This window comes from Leptospira licerasiae serovar Varillal str. VAR 010 (genome assembly GCF_000244755.1).
In the GTDB taxonomy this organism is placed as follows: domain Bacteria; phylum Spirochaetota; class Leptospiria; order Leptospirales; family Leptospiraceae; genus Leptospira_B; species Leptospira_B licerasiae.
The window spans coordinates 1,366,623-1,386,883 of the sequence record NZ_AHOO02000005.1; the positions used below are offsets into that span (position 1 = coordinate 1,366,623).

20 protein-coding genes are annotated in these 20,261 nt (G+C 43.0%); 11 read left to right on the plus strand and 9 right to left on the minus strand.

Features of this window, described 5'->3' with window-relative positions; translation table 11 throughout:
- Positions 1 to 53: 53 nt before the first annotated feature.
- Both LEP1GSC185_RS06930 and LEP1GSC185_RS06935 read left to right on the plus strand, forming a co-directional pair.
- On the plus strand, positions 54 to 626 hold the full coding sequence (locus tag LEP1GSC185_RS06930; protein ID WP_008595499.1) for an MORN repeat-containing protein: 573 nt from the start codon (positions 54 to 56) through the stop codon (positions 624 to 626).
- A 145-nt stretch (positions 627 to 771) separates the two neighbouring features.
- Positions 772 to 1,200: a DoxX family protein gene (locus tag LEP1GSC185_RS06935; protein ID WP_008595326.1), complete on the plus strand. Its 429-nt coding sequence runs from the start codon at positions 772 to 774 to the stop codon at positions 1,198 to 1,200.
- Positions 1,201 to 1,257: 57 nt separating this feature from the next.
- On the opposite strand, the gene LEP1GSC185_RS06940 is transcribed toward LEP1GSC185_RS06935, so the two are convergent.
- The 7 genes from LEP1GSC185_RS06940 to LEP1GSC185_RS06970 all read right to left on the minus strand — a co-directional run bounded on the left by LEP1GSC185_RS06940 (position 1,258) and on the right by LEP1GSC185_RS06970 (position 9,164).
- Positions 1,258 to 2,343: a hemin-degrading factor gene (locus LEP1GSC185_RS06940; protein ID WP_008593884.1), complete on the minus strand. Its 1,086-nt coding sequence runs from the start codon at positions 2,341 to 2,343 to the stop codon at positions 1,258 to 1,260.
- On the minus strand, positions 2,330 to 3,187 hold the full coding sequence (locus LEP1GSC185_RS06945) for an ATP-binding cassette domain-containing protein (protein WP_008594115.1): 858 nt from the start codon (positions 3,185 to 3,187) through the stop codon (positions 2,330 to 2,332). Before LEP1GSC185_RS06945 ends, LEP1GSC185_RS06940 begins: the two co-directional genes overlap by 14 nt.
- The gene (locus tag LEP1GSC185_RS06950) at positions 3,184 to 4,314 is read right to left on the minus strand and encodes a FecCD family ABC transporter permease (RefSeq protein WP_008594790.1); all 1,131 of its coding nucleotides are present in this window, start codon (positions 4,312 to 4,314) and stop codon (positions 3,184 to 3,186) included. Before LEP1GSC185_RS06950 ends, LEP1GSC185_RS06945 begins: the two co-directional genes overlap by 4 nt.
- On the minus strand, positions 4,311 to 5,165 hold the full coding sequence (locus tag LEP1GSC185_RS06955) for a heme/hemin ABC transporter substrate-binding protein (RefSeq protein WP_008594499.1): 855 nt from the start codon (positions 5,163 to 5,165) through the stop codon (positions 4,311 to 4,313). Before LEP1GSC185_RS06955 ends, LEP1GSC185_RS06950 begins: the two co-directional genes overlap by 4 nt.
- 58 nt (positions 5,166 to 5,223) lie before the next feature.
- Positions 5,224 to 7,713 (minus strand): TonB-dependent receptor plug domain-containing protein, encoded by a 2,490-nt coding sequence (locus tag LEP1GSC185_RS06960; protein WP_008595888.1) that lies wholly within the window; start codon positions 7,711 to 7,713, stop codon positions 5,224 to 5,226.
- Positions 7,713 to 8,342, minus strand: coding sequence for an HmuY family protein (locus tag LEP1GSC185_RS06965; RefSeq protein ID WP_008594207.1), 630 nt, complete (start codon positions 8,340 to 8,342; stop codon positions 7,713 to 7,715). The genes LEP1GSC185_RS06960 and LEP1GSC185_RS06965 overlap by 1 nt, the downstream gene beginning before the upstream one ends.
- Positions 8,343 to 8,411: 69 nt before the next feature.
- A complete protein-coding gene (locus tag LEP1GSC185_RS06970) occupies positions 8,412 to 9,164 on the minus strand; it encodes a hypothetical protein (protein WP_232298495.1) in 753 nt (250 codons plus the stop codon).
- 408 nt (positions 9,165 to 9,572) lie between these two features.
- On the opposite strand from LEP1GSC185_RS06970, the gene LEP1GSC185_RS06975 reads away from it, so the two are divergent.
- Both LEP1GSC185_RS06975 and LEP1GSC185_RS06980 read left to right on the plus strand, forming a co-directional pair.
- Positions 9,573 to 10,001 (plus strand): host attachment protein, encoded by a 429-nt coding sequence (locus tag LEP1GSC185_RS06975; protein WP_008594114.1) that lies wholly within the window; start codon positions 9,573 to 9,575, stop codon positions 9,999 to 10,001.
- Between the two features lie 93 nt (positions 10,002 to 10,094).
- Positions 10,095 to 11,642, plus strand: coding sequence for a glycerol kinase 5 (locus LEP1GSC185_RS06980; protein ID WP_008595774.1), 1,548 nt, complete (start codon positions 10,095 to 10,097; stop codon positions 11,640 to 11,642).
- 1 nt (position 11,643) lies between these two features.
- Here the strand turns inward: LEP1GSC185_RS06980 and LEP1GSC185_RS06985 are convergent, their stop codons facing one another.
- Entirely contained in the window at positions 11,644 to 12,078 is a 435-nt protein-coding gene (locus LEP1GSC185_RS06985) for a hypothetical protein (protein WP_008596391.1), read from the minus strand.
- Between the two features lie 98 nt (positions 12,079 to 12,176).
- On the opposite strand from LEP1GSC185_RS06985, the gene LEP1GSC185_RS06990 reads away from it, so the two are divergent.
- From LEP1GSC185_RS06990 to LEP1GSC185_RS07005, 4 genes are all read left to right on the plus strand, one after another.
- On the plus strand, positions 12,177 to 13,403 hold the full coding sequence (locus LEP1GSC185_RS06990) for an alpha/beta fold hydrolase (RefSeq protein WP_008594781.1): 1,227 nt from the start codon (positions 12,177 to 12,179) through the stop codon (positions 13,401 to 13,403).
- Positions 13,404 to 13,641: 238 nt separating this feature from the next.
- Positions 13,642 to 15,498 (plus strand): SpoIIE family protein phosphatase, encoded by a 1,857-nt coding sequence (locus LEP1GSC185_RS06995; RefSeq protein WP_008594770.1) that lies wholly within the window; start codon positions 13,642 to 13,644, stop codon positions 15,496 to 15,498.
- Positions 15,499 to 15,557: 59 nt separating this feature from the next.
- Entirely contained in the window at positions 15,558 to 16,913 is a 1,356-nt protein-coding gene (locus LEP1GSC185_RS07000) for an ammonium transporter (protein WP_010513555.1), read from the plus strand.
- Positions 16,914 to 16,996: 83 nt separating this feature from the next.
- On the plus strand, positions 16,997 to 17,671 hold the full coding sequence (locus LEP1GSC185_RS07005) for an LIC11874 family lipoprotein (protein WP_008594545.1): 675 nt from the start codon (positions 16,997 to 16,999) through the stop codon (positions 17,669 to 17,671).
- A 140-nt stretch (positions 17,672 to 17,811) separates the two neighbouring features.
- Here the strand turns inward: LEP1GSC185_RS07005 and LEP1GSC185_RS07010 are convergent, their stop codons facing one another.
- Positions 17,812 to 18,561: a menaquinone biosynthetic enzyme MqnA/MqnD family protein gene (locus LEP1GSC185_RS07010; RefSeq protein WP_008596054.1), complete on the minus strand. Its 750-nt coding sequence runs from the start codon at positions 18,559 to 18,561 to the stop codon at positions 17,812 to 17,814.
- A gap of 176 nt (positions 18,562 to 18,737) precedes the next feature.
- Between LEP1GSC185_RS07010 and LEP1GSC185_RS07015 the strand changes: the two genes are divergently transcribed.
- From LEP1GSC185_RS07015 to LEP1GSC185_RS07025, 3 genes are read left to right on the plus strand one after another with little or no spacing between them, the layout of a single operon-like run.
- Positions 18,738 to 19,007: an STAS domain-containing protein gene (locus LEP1GSC185_RS07015; RefSeq protein WP_008593872.1), complete on the plus strand. Its 270-nt coding sequence runs from the start codon at positions 18,738 to 18,740 to the stop codon at positions 19,005 to 19,007.
- 3 nt (positions 19,008 to 19,010) lie between these two features.
- The gene (locus tag LEP1GSC185_RS07020; protein ID WP_008595428.1) at positions 19,011 to 19,886 is read left to right on the plus strand and encodes a CheR family methyltransferase; all 876 of its coding nucleotides are present in this window, start codon (positions 19,011 to 19,013) and stop codon (positions 19,884 to 19,886) included.
- A gap of 20 nt (positions 19,887 to 19,906) precedes the next feature.
- Positions 19,907 to 20,257: a rhodanese-like domain-containing protein gene (locus tag LEP1GSC185_RS07025; protein ID WP_008593600.1), complete on the plus strand. Its 351-nt coding sequence runs from the start codon at positions 19,907 to 19,909 to the stop codon at positions 20,255 to 20,257.
- Positions 20,258 to 20,261: the final 4 nt, after the last annotated feature.

A 20,261-nucleotide genomic window follows, 5' to 3' on the forward strand; every position in this document is an offset into this window, starting at 1 on the left:
TTTATTGACATTCTGATCTTCCCGGGCTCTCTGTAGGGAATCCGGGATCCAGAATGGTCAAAAAAATTTTTAGTTCGATTGTATTATCCTATTTCTTAATTTCCTGCTGCTTCTTCTTTTCCGATTGTTCTAAACCAAAGCCAAAGTCCAACCAAGAGATCGAAAGATTAAAACCCAAAAAGAAAGCGGACGATAGAGACCAAGACTCTGATATTTCTTCCAGAGAATATTTTGACGAAGATGCAGACGGCAAACCTATCGAAAAAAAACCGGAGCCGAGTCCGGGAGTTAACTTAAGATTTTTTGCAAACGGTTCTCCCGGATGTAAAAAAGGGAATTGTAAGAACGGAGAAGGTATCTATGTCTACGATACCAAAGACGTTTACTCGGGCAGATTTGTAGGAGAGTTGAGAGAAGGTTGGGGGACCTTGGCTTATTCGGACGGAGATAGATACGAAGGCAATTGGTCCGAAGATAAAAAATCAGGAGCGGGACGTTATGTGTTTCGGGACGGCTCCGTTTTTAGCGGTTCATTCACATCGGATGGTAACGGAAACGGTAAGTATACCAAAGCGGGTAGGACCGCACGATGCAGATTGGAGAATAGAAAACTATTCTGTAAATAACCTTTATTAAACGATAATCCTTTCGGATGAGTTTAGATATATATTAATAAACGATTGTTCGATTATATTAGATCTCTTTTTTGCAAGAGGTCTTGATTTTCAAAAAAAGAAAGATAGAATGTTCCATCGCAGGACGGAGGTCCTTATGGAAAGATGGCATGATTGGTTAGAGACTCATCGGGATTGGTGGATCGATATGGTCCGCGTGTATTTGGGCGGGGTTCTGGTGTATAAGGGACTTGCATTCCTTGCAGATACGGATGCGCTTATCCGACTCATGGAGTTGAATAATGCTCCTTATGCTTCTACATTACTAGCTCATTATATAGTGATCGCTCACATTTGTGGTGGTGTACTGCTGATGGTAGGACTTCTGACTAGATTCTCCGCGATTTTACAATTGCCTGTACTAGTCGGGGCCGTTTTGTTCATCCACGCAAGAGAGGGGTTTGTTTCCGCAGGATCAAATCTGCCTTATGCATCCATGATCCTACTCTTACTTTTACACTTTTCTTTGTATGGATCAGGTCGTATATCGGCCGACTTCTATATAGAAACACATAAGAGTGTTTAAGGAAAATTTCGTTAGCTCTTTGGACTTATTTCGAAAGAGCTAACGACCATTTTTATCTTAGGCAGGTTCGGATACTTTGTCTAAGAGTCCTATCCAATCGGTTCTTTCCGCTTGTCCCGGTTTTCTTTTACCGAAAAACTGAACGATCAATTCTCCATCCGCGTCGTATACTTCCATAGAGTGGATCACTCCGTCTTTGGATGGTTTCGCTACAATATAAACTTTAGAGATCAGATCGGATCTTAAGTGAAGATTGAATTCTGAATCCAGAACATTCCACCAAGATTCTAAAACTTTAATGTTGGTGACTTCTCCTGTGTGGATTTGGATAGACCCCGGATTTCCCACAAAAACCATGATTGGAGTTCTGTCCAAAGAAGCCATTTCCAACATTCTCAATACCGCTTTTGTCTCTACAGTTTTTGTGAATTTTCCATCGGCGATCTCCATGGATTGGATCCTTGATACACCATGTTTCTTTAATAGTGAGAAAAATTCATGAGTATCTTCCAATTTTCCCCAATCATTCAGAAATTCTTCTTTGGTTTCGGGACTAAGTCCTTTTTTCTCCGCAATTTCGGTTTTCTTTTCGGTTCCAGAAGAGAATAGAGAGGAGAAGTCCGGAGACTCGTTTTTGAATTCAGATCTTAGCTTTTCCCAAGCAGATATGTTCGATCTATCGGTAAGGAAAAGTTTGAACATTGCTTCTCCGCTCTCATTGAAGAATTGAAAAGATCTTTGTATGGAATCTTGTTTAGGTTCTTCTACTGCGAATCCGAATTTCCAAATACCAGGGAAAAGCCTTAGGTCTATATCCGCTCCAACGACTAGGATGTGTCCTGGACCTGAACTTACTTTTTCGAATATTCCTTTTCTTTCATGTACGCAGGCTTCATTACGAGTGAGGACCATTACATGTCCCAACTCTCCGAATTTTGCGAATAATTCTCCCCAATTAGTTAGAAGAGAAGAAACTTGCGGGAATCCTTCCGCCTTGGAAATTTCAGAGGCAGCCAATAATCCGCCTTCCGAGGTTTTTAGTTGGGAAGCGATCTCTCTCATTCTAAGACGAGGTTGTGTTTCTTTGATCGTTTTCCAATCTTTGACGATATTTTCGATCTCTAACGATTCAGCGATGGACATTTTCTTTGACTCCTTTAGCATCTATTGTATAGGGTAGGGCGGTTGTTGTGTTCGGTTCTGCGGGACCGAGAGGGATGAGATAATATCCTCCTTCGGGGAACGGGATTTTTTTAGTTCTCAATCGGAAATGTTCTAGGACAAATACCTCATTTAGTATATGTTCTGGAATTCCATCGGCTAGTATTTTGCCTTCTTTTAATACTGCTATCCGATCCGCGTATCTCAATGCGAGGTTCAGATCATGAAGGATGCAGAGGACACCTCTTCCTTCTTTACTGAGTTGTTTCGCTTTTTCTAATAGAGAGTGTATTCTATTCGGATCTAAAGAGGCTCCCGGCTCGTCCAAAAGCACATAACTCTCTCTTTGGGTAGGTTCCTTGTCCTGGACTAGGACTCTTGCCATCTGAGTTCTTTGTTTTTCTCCTCCGGAAAGTTTATTATACGTTTGGAATCTTTCTCTTTCACCCAAATGTACTGCACAGAATGCATCCTCTGTGATCCGGTCTTCTAAAGGTTTAGGAACTCTTAATTTAGAGCAGGACCTTCCCATTCGAACGATCTCATCCGCAATAAACGGAAAATGGATCTCGGATTCTTGAGAGAGGACGCTTCTTCTGAGAGCTAAGTCTTCCGAATCGTACTCGGACAAAGGGATCCCATCCAATAGCACCAATCCTTTGTCAGGAGATATTTCTCCGGAAAATAATTTCAATAGAGTTGATTTTCCCGCTCCATTTGGACCGAGCACGATCAAAAGTTCTCCTGGATACAAACTTAAGTTGACCCCTGATAATAAGAACCTTCCACCTCTGGATAAGGAAATGTCCGATAATACTAAACTCATCTGAATTCTCCTTCTCTACGTTTTGCTTGTAAGATCAAAAATAGGAAGAATGGACCGCCTATTCCAGCCGCAATAATACCGATAGGAAGTTCGGAGGGGAAGGCGACTGTGCGTGCGGCCAAGTCTGCAACCGAAAGAAGAAGTGCTCCTCCGAATAAGGAAGCAGGGAGTAACGTTCTATGACCCGGTCCTAAAACCATTCTTAAAATATGAGGAACGATCAAGCCAACGAATGCTATATTTCCACATATAGAAATGCTTACCCCTACTAATAGACTAGCGAGAACGATAGTGAGATTTCGGATCCTTCTTACCTTGAAACCAGTATGAAAAGCTTCCGCCTCTCCTAATGCTAAAGCATCCAGACCTCTGCTTAGGACCGGAAAAAAGAAAATTACGATCAGTAGAACTGCACCCAATAGATAAATTTTATGCCAGCTTGCGACGGCCATACTTCCCAAACTCCAGAAGGTCAGGTTCCTAAGTTGTGCATCATCCGCTAGATAAGATAAAAATCCTAAAAGAGAAACTACAGTTGCATTTACTGCGATTCCAGCGAGCACTAGAACTAAGGAGAATCCCCCTCCTTCTCTTTTGGAAACCATATGTAGGAAGAATGAAATTGAAAGAGCTCCACTAAAAGCGCATAACTGTAGGAGGAAACTTTCCTTTCCTCTTAGTTCCGCCGGTAAGAATGTGAGTATTTTTTCGGAAAATACGATCCATGTAGAAGCGGCTAATGCTGCTCCAGGACTTACTCCTATAAATCCTGGTTCTACCAATGGATTTCGGAATAAACCTTGTATACAAACTCCGGCTGAAGCGAGACAAGCTCCGACTAACATAGATAATGCGAGTCTAGGCATTCTCAAATTCCAAACTAAAACGGAATGTGGGACCTCCAACTCGGATAAGGAATCCTGTCCTAATAAAAATACCCTTAGGATCTCTTTCGTGGAAAGTTCTATGGATCCGAATTTAAGGGAAAGTATCCCGATCCCGAAAAGCCCCGCAATTAACACTGCATAGACGAGTATAGGCGGGACTTTTCGTCCCGTTTTTTTCTTCTTATCTTCCTCTCTATGTTTTATTTCCGAGGAAGAAGTTTCCGGAGAGGATACGATCATTTTTTATCAGGCGTTTTAGAATGAAATGCTTCGAATAATTCTTCGATCCCCTGACCGAGTCTTGGACCGAAACCTAAAAGAACTAGGTCATCTATAGCAACTACTCTGGATTTTTTTCCAGCAGGAGTATCTTTCACACCTGGAAGGGAGAAGACTCCGTCTTTTCCTCCAAGACTTTCTAAACCTCTGCTTGGAATTAAGATAATATCCGGTTGTGCTGCGATTACTGCTTCCGGAGTGATCGGTTTAAAACCTTTGAATCCGTTTACTGCATTGATCCCTCCGGCGAGTCGGATCATTTCATCCGCAGGCGTTTCCGTTCCGGATACTTGTGCAAGGCTTGTGCCTCTATGATATACGAATAAAATTTTCGGTTTGGATCTTAATTTGGAGACCTTCTCCGCAATTTTGGATTGTTTGTTACGGATATCTTTTACGATCTTCTGAGCCTCTTTCTCGGCCCCGATCTCTTTTCCGATCGCAAGAATATTATTTAGCGAAGGATCTACTCCGGGCGATCCCGGATAGATAATCACTTTTAAACCTGCAGATTTAAGTTGTTCGATTACTTCAGGAGGGCCTGCATATTCTAAGCCCAAGATCAAATTCGGTTTTAGGGAAAGAATACCTTCTGCGGAGAGTGCTCTTTGATAACCTACTTTAGGAAGAGCTAACGCTTCCGGAGGATAAAGGGAAGAAGTATCGTTGCCTACTACTAATTTACCTTTTCCTAATGCGAAAACGATCTCGGAAACGGTCCCGTTTAACGTTACGATCCGAAGTTCTTTTGTCTCTGCGAAGATAGCTTCAGGCAGACAAAGGAATAAAGCCCAAAGTATGATCTTTTTCATATAAGTTCTCCGATTTTTAAAATATTTTTGTATAGATCTAAAACGGCGGATTTTTCCATCACCGAACTCCGGGTGTGGGCGAGGTAGATGGCATGGGTGCTGCGGAATAATCTGTAGCAACCGAACCTGCGCTGAATCTTCCGTCTATACCCACATAGTAGAATCTAGGTTTTTGCGGATTATAAGTAAGATCGAACGTATCTAAAAGGTTATCCACACCTGCGAATATTTCAAAGGTCCCTAATATTTTTTGGGAGACTCTTATATTCAAATTGGTATGAGGATTCACCATTCTAACGCCGTAAGTCGGCCCAGTGGTACAGTAAGACAAATTCCTTTCCGTACAGTATTCTTGGATACCACCGGGAATATTTCCGAATAACGCATTGATCGTATTCGTCGCTTGTGTAGTAAGCTGGGCGCTAAGAGCGGAAAATTCCGTAGGTAACTGAGGGTCGCACCAAAGCGGATTTTTCTGGCAATAATAAGGTTGTTTCCCGAAGATCACCGCGAATAGAGAGAAGCTGAATCCGCTAGGTTGATGATCTATTCGTATATTCGCATTCCATCTATGGTAACCTCTTCCTTCGAGGGGAAGGTTAGTCAGTTCGTCCCTTGTATCTGTATACGTATAACCGCCACCCAACGAAATATTTTGGTGAACTCTCAGCGTTACGGAGGATTCGAATCCTTTTGTAAGGGCCTTTTGATAATTAGATGTATTAAAGATCTGTAATCCGGACGCATCTCTTGTAGGATTTGTCCTGAATCCGATCAGGTTATCGATATTATTATAGAAGAAGTTAAAGCTGAACCAGAATACTTTATTCGGTTCCCATTCTCCCCCCAAGTTATAACTGCGAGATAGTTCGGGTTTTAGATCCGGATTTCCCGCGACCCTATATCCTACTCCCGGGTTTATGAAATTATAATATAGATCCTGAAAGCTGGGCGCTCTGTATCCTAACCCGTTGGCGGCTCTAATACGGAATTTATCGGTAACGTCGTATCGGACCGCCAATTTTGGAAGTACTTGTCCGCCATAAATGGAGTCATGGTCGGAGCGTATTCCAGGAACGATCTGAATTCTAGGTGCGCTGGAAATTCTCCATTCGTCCTGTACGTAAAAAGCGTTTCTTTGTCTTTGAGCGTATCCGTTTTGAGTTTGGTAAGTATCAGTTCCCAGGATATCGCTCGCACAAATATATGGAAAATTTCTTTTACAATCGGGGGCAATTCTCGCGGAAGAGAATTGATCTATGAGAGTTTCCGCACCGTAGGAGATTACATGTCCGTCTGCGATCTTATGATCTAAACGAGTTCGCAGTTCGGTAACTGCGTTATCCAGCTTTTCCCTTTTATCCTGAGCGTCGGACTTTCTTTGATCGTATGTATAAGTATCGAAAAAACGGGCGTAATTGGTGTTTACATTTAAGTTTAACGTTTTGGTAATTTCCCAATCCGCGTTGACCGCACCCATGAAGTCATGAGTCTTGTTGCTTCTATCGTAAACTCCTCTTGGAGGAACCGCATCTACTGCATTTTGATTTAGATATCTATAATAGAATTGGAAACCTATTTTCAAAGTTTCGGAAATATCGAAAGTAGTCTTATTGGAGACGTTTATATCTTCGAATGCGCTACCCGAAGTGGATTCTAAAGGCCCTTCATAAGGAAGTTTTTTACGGTAAATATATAGTTTTGTCCATAAAGGAGTGTCCGTCGGGAAAGGAGAATAACTAGGAGAAAGACTTTCTATTCTTCCATTTTTAGGTCCTAAGGTCGCATCCGGAGTTAAGTCGTAACCGTCTCCCCTATGCCAACCTGCGGTAAAGTTGGTGGAAACGATCCCTTTGCGAACTCCTACCGACGCATAGTTACGGAACTCCGTCCCGGTTCCGTAGTATACAGGATTTCCTCCTCCCATAAAGGTCCTGAAGTTCGCGGAGTAAGGATCTTTTTGTTCCTTAGTGATGATATTAATTACACCGGCTATCGCATCCGAGCCATAAAGAGCGGATGACGCGCCTTTTACGATCTCGATCCTCTCTATATCTTCCGCTTTAAATCTGGTTAAATCGATGGAACCGCTGAAACGCCCGGTGGTCCTTTGTCCGTCCACTAAGATCAGAACGTTTTGTCCTGCAAGACCTTGCAAACGTACAGTGGATCCTCTTTCTCCCGCTTGAGCGGGACGTACTTCGATACCCGGTACGTTACCAAGAGTTTGAGATATATCTCTCGCTCCCATCGCATCTATATCTTTTCTGGTGATCACCTCGGTGGTGATCGTGGAATCTTTTAAAAAACCTTTTCTACGAGTACCGGTTACGGTGATAATGGAGCCTCTGTCATAATTCCCATTATTAATATCTTTTCCGGCTTCCGGAGTTATTTTCGGTTTATCAGAATCTTCTTTTTTTTCTTCCGTCTTTTTTTCGGGAAGGACTTCTCCTTGAGAGAAGATGGGGAACCCTAGAAGGCATAAACCTGAGAATAAGATCAGATAAAGCGTTCTGGGAAGGGAAGAAGGTTTTACTTTCCCCATCAAAGTTCCTTCCAGATGAATTTAGGAAATCCGCTTGTACTTGCGTTGTCGTAATAATCCGTCATTTCCAATCCGAAGGACGAAGTTCCATCCGAACCTTGGATCAAGTATCCTCTTGATTTAGGAGTTAGGATATGGGTGGTTCCGTTATAATCATACCAATCCCAAAGAGCAGGGCTTGCGTTTTCAGTCGCGGTTCCAAATCCGCCTCCTCCGGTTTGGGACATGAGCTCATCTACTTCCGGAGTACAATCCCCGCCGGTTACGCTAGCCAAGTTCGTGTCTCCTGCATTAAAACAAGAACCCGCACTTCCGGAGCCGCTGGTTCCACTATTCGTACCGATTACGAATCTTTTGAATTTTAGATCCCATGTACCTGACTTGGTAGTTTCGACTCCGCCTGCTTTGAGATCTAAGTAAACCCAACAGCCGCTCGCAGTTGCATTGACTACCGTGGTAAAAGTCCCGGAACCGGTTGTGGTTGTATCGCCGGGGGCCCTAATACATCCATTACCTCCGTCTTCCAATGCGGCTAAGATCGCAAGACCATCGTCTCCTCCGGTGCTAGGCCCGCAAAAAACGGTAAAAGTCGCTATGAGAATAATGAAAATTGAATATAATGTTTTCATTATCGAATCCCCCTTCTTCATAAATTAATAATGACAGTAGGCGACCTAACATCCGGCCGCCTAAAATTCCTAAAGCGCAGTAGTACTATAAGTGACTACCTTAGTCGCAGTTACTCCGGAAGCAGAGCTGCCGGTTTTGTAGTATGTGCTAGTGCTTCCGGTTGAGCCGATACCGGCGCCGCTTGGCCAATCGGCTTTATTGATGATCGCGTTGGATTCCGTAAGGGTACATCTCTTCTTACAGTTTGCACCTTTGTATCCGCTTCCCCAAACGGTAAGTTTAGGAGTGGTATCCGCACTGATATCGAAGCAAACGTCGCTTGCAGTAGTGGTGAAGGAAGAGAACAAACTAGTTCCAGTTCCTCCAAGTGCTGCAGTTGCAGTTCCATCATCTGTTCCGTAAGCTGTGGTTGCGGAATAACCTGAGTAAACCATAGGTCCGCCTTGGTAGATGTTAACTACGAGTCTTCCGTCGCCTGCAGTGGTAGTAGGTGTGGAAGAAGTTCCAGCCAAACCATCCGTGTATCCGGTCGCCAAGTAAATGGTGCCGTGTCCGCTTAGAGCTTGTAGAAGAACTCCTTCTAATCTGATATGTCTTGCCGCACCTGCAGTTGGGATGGAGATCAGTTGGAAAGTGTTGATCCCGGCAGTGATTGCGGTTTCTGCGATCTCATCATCAGTCACTGCGGCATCTACGCAGGCACCGTTTAAGGCCCCGAGTACTAACGCAGAGTTCGACTCTTTAGAACCTTGGTCGCAATTCATTAAGAAGGATATTCCTAGAATCATCGTCAATAGCGTCTTGGTTGTGTTCCGTTTCATGTTTTCTCCTGTTGAGACTCAGTTCTCATTAGTAGGAGTCATGTTTCTATATATAGATATTGAAATGAGTCTAAAACTCAAAATCAAAATCTCTCGGAATCTGTCAATCAAGAATGAGAACAATTCTCAGAAGCGATAAGAAAAAGTCCACTAAAGAATTCCTGAAAAGTCGGGCATTTTGGCTGTCCGGAGGAGCGATATTTGTCCGCCGAAATTCTATATCTTCAGAAGGATTTTGGATTTAGAGAGATTCCATTTTAACACAGAAAGTATATTTCATTTTTCTAATCCTTAAAGAAGAAGGTTTTGGGAAAAGTAATTGATAGGTCTTCTTCCTTGGGTTAAAACTATCTTCGCCAAATCCGTATCTTTAGGCTACGGCAAGTTTCATGAATAGGAGGGTAAAGTATGAAGAAAAAATGGGTGGTGGTTGCAAACCGAAGCGAGGCAAAAATTTTCGAATACCAAGGACCGACTAACGGTTTGAAGCTGGTGCAAACAATGGAGAATCCCGAAGGCCGACTCCGAAACTCGGATTTAGTTACCGGAGCCGGTCAGGCTTCAAGATCTGATTTTGACTTCTTTCACGAACCGAAAAAAAGGGTAGCTGCGGCGTTTGCCGGCAAACTTAGCGATTTTATGAACTTGGAAAGAAAGAAGGACTCCTTCTCCAATTTTATTTTGGTTTCCGAACCTGGCTTTATGGGAATGATCCTAGGCAAACTGGATGAGAAATCTAGAGAAAGGATCTATCATAAGATGCCTAAAGACATCGTGCATGAAAGAGAGTCCAATCTAATGAACCATCTCAAGAGTGTGCTTGTAAGCGAAGCTTGAGATCCCTTCGAGTTAAGGCCGCCTCATGGCGGCTTTTTTATTGACGCAGCCGAATCCTAGAGGATTCTACCTCAGTAAAAATTGGAGAGAGTCATGGCTGCCACAAAAGAAAAATATATTCTTTCTATCGATAGTGGAGGAAGCGGGATCCGAGCTATCTTATTCGATAAGAAAGGCAGAATTGTCTCTCGCCAATACGAAAAGACTCCCCCTATCGTAAGTGAGCCCGGAGCCTTGGAGCATGATCCGGAAAAACTTTGGCAAGCACTTGTCTCTATCCTCAAAAAAACCTTTAAGAACAAAAAGTTCCAAGCGGTGAATGTGGATGCACTTGGTATCTGTAACCAGAGAGGATCATTTCTTCTTTGGGATAAATCTACAGGCAAACCTTTAACTAAGCTGATCAGCTGGGCGGATGTAAGAGCCGGCAAAACTTCTGAAGAAATGAATTCAAATAAGATCTGGAAAGTGATCCAATTCGTTTCTAGGATTTTAGGAGCGATTACAGGCAATCCAATGTTGATCGCAACATATATGCTCAAGTTCACAACGGATCATGCTTCGGTTCGTTTGAAATGGGCGTTCGACAAAAATCCGGAACTTAGAAAGAGAGCAAAGAACGGCGAGATACTTTTCGGCACATTAGATACTTGGTTTGTATATAAACTTACAAAAGGAAAAGAACATATCAGCGATCCTTCTAACGCTACCGTGACCGGAATGTTTAATCCTTTCCAATTGCAATGGAATGCTCCTCTTTGTGGGATCTTCGGGATCCCTATGAGAATTTTTCCGCATGTAAAAGATACTGCTGCTGATTTCGGAACTACAGATCCTTCTTTATTCGGAGTCGGGATCCCAATCAGAGCCGTTGTGGGAGATCAGATGGCGGCTTTATTTGGACATGCATGTTTCGAAAAAGGCGGGGTCAAAATTTCTCAAGGCTCAGGTGCATTCGTAGATATGAATATGGGAGATAAACCTAAAATTTCTAAAAGAGGTTTGTTCCCACTCGTTGCTTGGAGACTGAACGGAAAAGCAACTTATATGTTAGAAGGTTATACTGGAACCGTAGGAACTCTGATCGACTGGCTTGGAAAAGGTATCGGTCTTTCCGATACTCCGAAAGTTTTGAACGAACTTGCTTCTCAAACAAACGATACAGAGGGGGTTGTATTCGTTCCGACCGCTTCCGGGATGAGATATCCCCATTTTAATCCGAATGCAAAGGCTTCCGTATTCGGATTATCTCTTGCAACTCATAGAAGACATGTAGCAAGAGCGGTGCTGGAAGGGATTGCATTATCTTTATTTGATATACTGGAAGGAATCAAGAAGGACACCAATGTTTTGGTAAAGTCCATCATGGTAGACGGAGGAGTTTCTCAATCGGATATACTACTACAATGTCTTGCGGATTTTTGCAATGTGGAAGTAAAACGTGCACCTGAGCCTGATATGACAGCTACCGGCGCCGCTTATCTTGCAGGACTCGGTTCTGGTTATTGGAAAAGTTTAGAGGAGTTGAGTAAATTGGAAAGAGGTTATAAAATTTTCAAACCTAAGATGGATCCAAAATTCAGAGAATTAAAATTGGAACGCTGGCATAGAGCGGTTCAGTCTACACTGAAGATAGACTGAACTATTCTTGGATACGAATGGAGCTGACCACAGTGGTTAATTGTTCCGCCAAATCCTCGGTAGGCTCCTCGTCCCCATTATAAGTGATTAAGATCATTCTTTTTTTAGCGGAGACCAGATAGACCATCCAATGTCTTCCATCTTCCTTTAAGAATTCGCAAGCGATGATCTTGGAACCTTCGTTGTTTTCGAAAAAGGCAGCCATTTCTCTTACATATTCTATTTTATGGGTCGCGAGATATCTTTCTAATTCTTGTTCCGGTTCGAAGCTGCCTTCTTTATTCTCGAAAGCATAAACTTGCATAGCGCCTGCGCCATTCTCCTCGAAAAAGGCCGGAATACCTTCGATCACAATATTTTGCCAATGGCCTGGGATCACCATGCTGTACCAGCCGGAGGGGGAGCGATAAAGTCTGTAGTCTAACTTTTTATCCATTGGAGAAACTATTTCGTCATCTTAATCCGGTTAAAAATCCATGCAAGCATGTTTGGGAATACTTGACATTCGTATTGTCTCAGTGATCCTCTCCTGTTGTGATCGCAATCCTGAAAAATAGAAGAGGCCCCTTTTATCTGATCACTACGTTTTTCGCGATCATATTTTTTGCGGTCTTTGCTTCTTCCCTAGCAATCCTATTTTCCTTATTCTTGATAGCAGTACTTCTTTTATATCCAGTTTTATTAGACTGGTTCTCCCGCTTATACGGACAGGAAGATATTGCGGACGAACTCCATTTTGCAAAGACCAAAGACGGGTGGAATATAGCTTTACATAGGCATATTCCACCGATTCCGAATCCTGAACTCGCTCCAGTCATCGTGGTGCATGGGATCGCTACGAATAAGTATGTGATCGATTTGGACAAAAGACATTCTCTTCCATATTATCTGAAACTGAGAGGTTACGAAGTATTTGCAGTTTCTTTGAGAGGTGCCGGGAGTTCCTACCATGAAAGTAGTGGAGGTTACGAGGATTTTACTTTTGATGATTTAGTAAAATATGATGTTCCTGCGATCATTTCCAAAGTGCTTTCTCTGACGGAGAGTAAACGTGTGAACTGGGTTGGCCATTCTATGGGCGCCATGATCTTCTATTCATACTTAGGGACCGTTTCTAAGTCCGAAAAGGAAAAGATCGCAAGCTTTGTTTCTCTGAGCGGGCCGGGGAATTTGAATCATCTTGGCCTAAGCCTTATCGGTTTACTTTCTAGATTTCCTCGTGCCAGAAAAGTTTTGGATCTGAAGTTCGGTGCTTCTATGCTCGCACCTTTAGCCGGAGAGATCTACACACCAATCGATCAGATACTTTATAATCCTAAAGCGACCCGACCTAGAATCGTTAAGAAGGTAATGAAAAACGCGGTCGAAAATATCAGCGAAGGACTGATAGAACAATTCATGTCTTGGATAGAGACGAAGAGGATGAGCTCCCTCAACGGATTCTATGATTATATAGATCTGCAAAAAGAAATCACTGTTCCTAGTCTGTTTATTGCAGGTGCAAACGATGCGATCGCAACCCCTGACACTGTCCGATTTGTATACGAAAGAGCGGGAGCTAAGATCAAAAAATTTTATGTGATCTCCAAGGAAGAAGGGGCAAGTGACGATTATGGTCATGGCTGCTTGATCCTAGCCGAGAAGGCGGAAGACGATGTGTTTCCTAAGGTCGATGCCTTCTTGAGAGAACATGGAACTTCGAAAAAGCAGAGCTGGTTTTTGAAGTTAAAACGAAAATTCGGGCGTAAAGTTCGGGCCTAAACACGACATAATTCAGAAATTGCCACCTTAAAAGAGTGGCATTCTTCCTCATATCTCACCAAATCCTAAGTATGTCTCAATATAAATATGCTTAGATAATAAACATATTCCAAAATTGTACCCACAAATTATGCATAATAGTTGAATTTGGAGAATTGGTACGCTAATTGCATAAGATATCGGTAGAGCGAAACGAATCCAAAGAGAAAAAGAATCGGATACGTAGAGGTGCTTGACCATGATAGAACTTAAATTTGGGCAAAGAAAAGTAGTTAACTTTCGCGGGGCAAGGAAGGTCGTCGGAGGTTTAACCGAGAAGAATAAGATCGATATCCTTCTTTATATCAGCAAGGAATTCGCGAACGCGGATAAGGAAGAGGAACTTTACGATATCGTGATCAGCCTCTGTAAGGACATCTTCGAGTGCGATAATACCACTCTCAGGATGTGGAAGGGAAATCTTTTGGTCCCTTCTCGCTTCTTTAAAGAAACTATACCTCCTCGTCGGGACCTTAGTCAGGATGAGGGTTATTCGGGATTCACTTTTAAGACCCGTATGCCTTTGCTCATTCAGGACTTAACCCATCACGCGGAATATATAGACGAGGGGGAAACCACTCGGGCCGTTATGTGCGTTCCGATCATGTACAAAGAAGATTGTCTCGGGACGATCGCTGTGGAATCGGACACCGAGTTTTTTTATAGAGAAGACGATCTTGAAATCTTAGAAGCTCTAGGTTCCCAACTTGCCCTTGCGATCACAAGTGTCCGTTTGATCCAAGGTTTGGTCCACGCGAACGAAAGAGAGGCCCAGATCCTAAAACAATTGGAATGGGATATGAGAATGGGCCGTAACGTTCAGAGCCAGATCGTAGAGACCGCGATCGCTCCTTGGAACGGTTTACATTTCGGAACTTATTATGAGCCTATGACAGAGGTTTCCGGAGATTATTTTAACGTAGTCAGACAAGGAAACTCTATCACCGCGATCATAGTGGACGTATCGGGGCACGGTATTCCGGCTGCGTTAGTCACGATGTCCATCCACTATCAATTCCAACGTTGTACTTCCCTTGGTATGGGACTATCCGAAACTTTGGCCGAGTTGGGTGAATCCATTCGGCCACAGCTTCCGGATGGGACTTATTTTACCGCGTTCATCCTAAAAGTTTATAGCGACTATACGTATTCCTACGTGAATGCGGCTCATCAAAAAATGCTACATTACCATAACGGTCATGGAAGGATAGAAGAGTTGGATACCCAAGGAGTTCCTCTCGGTATTTTCGAAGTAGAAAGAAGTAATTTCGAAGAGAAACATGGAAGGATACTTCCCGGCGATATCCTGTTCCTTCCTACGGACGGTATTACGGAACAGAAGAATGAGCAACGCCAAGAGTTGGGAAACCAACGTTTTATAGAATGGATCCGCCAAGAAAAATCCACCATAGAAGAGCAAAGAGATAAGATCTATATTGCAGATTTAGTCGGTTCCTTGATCGGAAGATTCAAAAGATATAAAGGCGATATGAGAAACGGAGACGATGTTTCTTTATTAGCGCTCCAATGTAATCCCGAGCTTGGAAAAGCTAAGACATTACTTTCTCTCGCAAAGTCTGCCGCAAAAGCAAAGAAAGACCAAGTTGCATACGATAAGGCGCTGGAAGTATTTTCCATGGACGAGTCTCTCAAAGACAGTTTGGTACTTCTCGGAAAAATGTATTACAGAGATAGGAATTTTGAAAAGAGCGTTCAGTTCTTGGAGAAGTATATCAAAACGAGCGGAGAAGAATCCGAGCATATCCATTATCTCTTAGGAAGAGCGTATTACGAACTGGAAAATATTCCGGAAGCGAAAAGAGCATTAAAACGTTCTCTTGCGATCGATCATACATACGCAAAGTCCAGCTTAAGGTTAGCTAGATGCTATTTAAAAGATAATGAAACTCCTAAGGCTATCAAGGTCCTACAACAAGGGATCAAAAGTGCGCCTACGAACGAGTATTTAAAAATTTCCCTTAAAAAGTTGGAGGAACTAGTAAAAAGAAAATCAGGAGATCTAGTCGTTTCGGAACAAAGAAAAGAAGCGGTTTAATTTAATAAGCGAAGTTCAGGAATCGTGTTTAAAAAATATATAGGAGATTTAGGAAAAATATGCGCATATTGATATTACTTACGCTCGCCTTTGCCTCGAGCGGAATTTGGGCCGATGATGCCGCACCCGCGACCGCAGAATCCGCGTTAAGCGCAGTCGCAACTTTAAGAGATGAAACGAACTGGTTATGGACCTGTATCGCGGGCTTTTTGGTATTTTTTATGCAAGCAGGTTTCGCTTTGGTCGAAGCCGGATTTACCAGAGCGAAAAATACAGTAAACATTCTCATGAAGAACTTTATGGACTTCTCCTTGGGCTCTTTGGCTTTCTGGCTAATCGGATTTTCAATCATGTTCGGACCACAGATTATTAGTGGTGTCGGATTTGGTTCCATATCTTTGGCGGACAGTCTTTTGATCGTGGACGGAAAGCCCGACCCAGGAAAGTTTACATTCTTCATATTCCAGTTGGTGTTCGCAGGAACTGCAGCGACCATCGTTTCTGGAGCTATGGCGGAAAGGACTAAGTTCGTGGATTACGTAATCTTCTCCGTATTGATCACTGCTTTTGTATATCCGATTTTCGGTTCCTTAGCATGGTCCAATTTATTTAACCCGGATAACAAAGGTTATTTGGTAGAAGCGGGATTTATAGATTTTGCAGGTTCCACTGTGGTCCACTCAGTAGGTGGATGGGCAGGACTTGCCGGAACCATAGTGCTCGGGCCTCGTATCGGAAAATACCAGGACGGGAAAGTTCTTCCTATCTTAGGTCATAACATGACGATCGCCGCTCTTGGGGTCTTTATCCTTTGGTTGGGCTGGTTCGGATTTAACCCGGGATCCACTACTTCAGTAGGTGGAGGAACCTTCGCGATTATCGCAGTTACGACTAACTTTGCGGCTGCTGCCGGTGCCGTTTCTTCCATGATAGTGACCTGGATACTTTTCAAAAAGCCGGATATAGGTCTGACTTTGAACGGTGCCTTGGCTGGACTTGTGGCGATCACTGCTCCTTGCGCGAACGTAAGCATTAGTTCTGCGATCATCATCGGTCTTGTAGCCGGTGTGCTTGTAGTATTCAGCGTTTTATTCTTTGATAAGATCAAAGTTGACGATCCTGTGGGAGCGGTTTCCGTTCACGGAGTTTGCGGCGCTTGGGGAACTATAGCTGCGGGTTTATTTGCAGAGCAGGCTTTTGGCGGAGTAAACGGCTTATTCTTCGGAGGCGGGATCGACCAATTGTTGGTTCAGCTACAAGGTGTAGGGATCGGATTTGTTTGGGCATTCGGAGCAAGTTTAGTAATCTTCTTAGGACTCAGATTCACCATCGGTCTAAGAGTTTCCGAAGACGAAGAGATCCAAGGTCTGGATATTCTGGAGCACGGAAACGAAGCGTATCCAATTTCCAAATAAAAGACTTACGAAAACCTCCGCAGTCGACTGCGGGGGTTTTCTTTTACGTTGACGAAAAAGAAAGGTTCCTCCCGAATTGAGGTATGCGTTCGGGTTTTTCCATCCGCTTTCTCCAAAAATCGCTTTTATTACTTTGTTTTCTTTTTTTCGGATGCTTCGAATACGAAGAAACTTTGACAATCAATTCCAACCTAAGCGGCACTTTAGAAATTTCCTATGTGGTTCCCACCAAACGTAAGTCGGAAGAATCGCTGATCAAATTCCTTCCCACCAGAAAAGAAGAGATCCAGAATAGATTGAACAAAGGATTTTTCTCCAAAAGTCTCGTACTAAAAGATTATACTTTTCAAAAATTAGAAAGTTCGGAAGCGGAACCGGGTGCATTCCGTGAAAAAGCAAAGGTTACCTACAAAGTAGACTTCACCGATATTTCTCAATTGGAGAATGTACTTCTCGGAAATGTTCAGATCAAAAAAGAGAAGGCGAATACGATCTATATCAAAAGGGAATTTCCTTCCATCAGTAAATCTCTAGAGTCCATGCAGATGGACGGAGAGAAAAAAGTCTTAAGCGAAACTCTAAGATTGATCCGTGGAAATGCGCTTAACTTCAAAGTGAATTTTCCGATCACTTCTGTTTGTTATACGAATCGGGGAGAACAAAGTTTGGGAAGACTATCCTACAGATTGCCTCTTGCTGACACTGTGGAGAAGTCGGGGAACAAGTCCTGGGATTACAGGATTACATTCGTCTACTAATTCTTTAAGTGAAGATTGGGTGCTTGTCGCAAGGCCTTCGGCACATTTCCCTTCGGGCAACGTCGACAAGCTGGTACTTAGGTTAATTTTTCGTCTGTGTAAATTGGGTTGCCGCCATGTTGTTGGGTTGGGCGGTGTTGTTACAAAATCCCTAACTCGCTGCAATACTTCCCGAAGAGTTCAAAACCTTTTCGATCGCTTTCTGTGATTTCGTAATGTAGTTCTTGGGTGAGATAGGTTCTGACTAGGTCGGAAGGCAGTCTGGATTCTTTTTGGATGATCTCTTCGATATGTGCGAGCCCGTATTTTAAGGAATCCTCATAGAAACTATCCGGTAATTCCAAAGGCTTTTTTGATGCCCAAAGTGCGAATATGAACGAGGTCCCAGTGGTTTCATACCACCATTCCGCCAGGTCTTTTACTTCATAAACATCCGGATCCCATTCGGCGAATAACGCGTTGTCCCCGAAAAGCATATGGGAACCTCGTCCAATGGAAATTTCTTCCTTTATGATCTTAGGGTCCGTGGGAGCTACTTCCGGTAATTTTCCGGAATCGTTATGTACTAATACTCTGACCAAGGCCATGCTGGTCCTGGAACCGTTGTCCGTGAGGATTCTGTAAGGAGGGTAGGCTTCCTTCTTATTTTTGAAAAACTTAATGGAACGGACCTGCGAAGAGGCGCAGACCCCGACTTTCATGGATACGGAGAGTACGTCCGAGTTTCTAAGGCATTCGATGGAGGATATTAACCCTACGTCTACCAGGCCCCGTAATAGATAGTCCTTTAGGAGGGAAGGATTTTCTGGGACGACATTATGCTCTGAATTCTGCTCGAATCCCCAGGTTAGGGGACGGGCGTTCAGGTGTTTGACGATTCCAATTCTCACTTACTGTTTTTTTCCAGAAAAAAGATCCGTTTTTTTAGCCTATTTACCAGAAAAACGACGCTTCCCTTCTAAGCCAGAAAAATTAGTTTTTCCTTTCCTTTTCCAGGCTGTTTCCCGACTGTATTCCGGGGTAGGGACTAGTTCGTCCAATCTATGGAATGAGTCCGTCGAAACCGATGCTGATCAAAGTAGATTATGAGATCCTAAATGGTGATCATGAGGCTTTGCGTGCCTATTTGAATTCTCATATAGAAGGGAATCCTGCTTCCGTAATTTTAGATCTGAATGAGGTCCAAGTGCTCACCTCAGTCGCTTTAGGGACGCTGGTCGCCTTTGCAAATCGTCTCCGGGGCCAGGGAGTTTTATTGGAAACGATCAATGTCAGCCCTAAATTATTGGAAATTATTAAGTTAGTCTCTTTGGACCAGGCATTGGGTATTCGTTGATTTATGGATGATAGTTTTTCCAGTTTCTCACAGATCACAGACGAAGAGTTCAAATTCATCAAGGATTTGATGTATAAGGAAACCGGAATATTCCTGGCGGATCATAAAAAGATAATGGTCCAGTCCAGGTTGAATTCTAGGGCCAGGATGCATAAGATGCAGAATGTTTCGGAATATATCCGAGGTCTGCAAGCCGACCGTAAGTTCTTTCAGAGTGAACTTACCGAACTTATCAATCGTATCACTACCAACAAAACCGATTTTTTCAGAGAAAATCATCATTTCGAATTTTTAAAGGAGACCTTCTTCCCTTCGGTAGAGGAGAAGGCTTTGAAGTCGGGGAAAAAGCAGCTTCGTATCTGGTCCAGTGCTTGTTCAACTGGCGAAGAACCCTATACGATCGCCATCACTTGTGCGGAATATTTTATGCACAAGCCTGGTTGGGATATTAAAATTTTTGCATCCGATATCGATACGAATGTGGTCCAGACAGCTCAGGAAGGTATTTACAAAGCGGATCGCTTGGAACCGGTGAGCGAGGCGATTAAGAAAAGATATTTTTTAAAAGTAAAAGATCTTTCAGGTAAAAACCAGGATACCTATCAGGTAAAACCCGAGATCAAATCTATGATCGAATTCCATAAGATAAATCTTTTGGAGACTCCGTATCCGATACGAGAGAAGGTGGATTGTATCTTTTGTAGGAATGTGATCATATACTTCGATAAACCAACTCAAAAGAAAATTTTCGAGAATTTTGAACATGTGCTAAAGGATAGGGGTCTTTTGGTGATAGGACATTCTGAAACTCTTTTTGGGATTTCGGAAGCGTATAAGTTCTTAGGCCATACTGTGTATCAGAAAAAACCTAAAATTTAATCTTAGTCGGGGAAAATCCTATGTTTAGAGCATTTTATATTTTTATAATATTTGCTTTTTTTTCTTTTTCTTCCTGCAAGAACAAAGAAGATAAAGAGCTCGCAGAATGGGTGGGAAAGGGCGCGCTCGTCGTGGATGTTAGAACTCCTGAAGAATATGAAAAACGTCATTTCCCGGGAGCGGTCAATATACCTGTCGATAGTTTGCCTATGAGGGTGGACGAGTTAGGCCCCAAGGACAAACAAATCATTCTGTATTGCCAATCGGGTCGGCGCAGCCTGAAAGCGAAAACTTTCTTAGAAGAAGAAGGTTTTTCTAAAATTAGAGATGCAGGGAGAATAGACCGTCTATTCTCCGCTGTTTCCGAGTGAATCT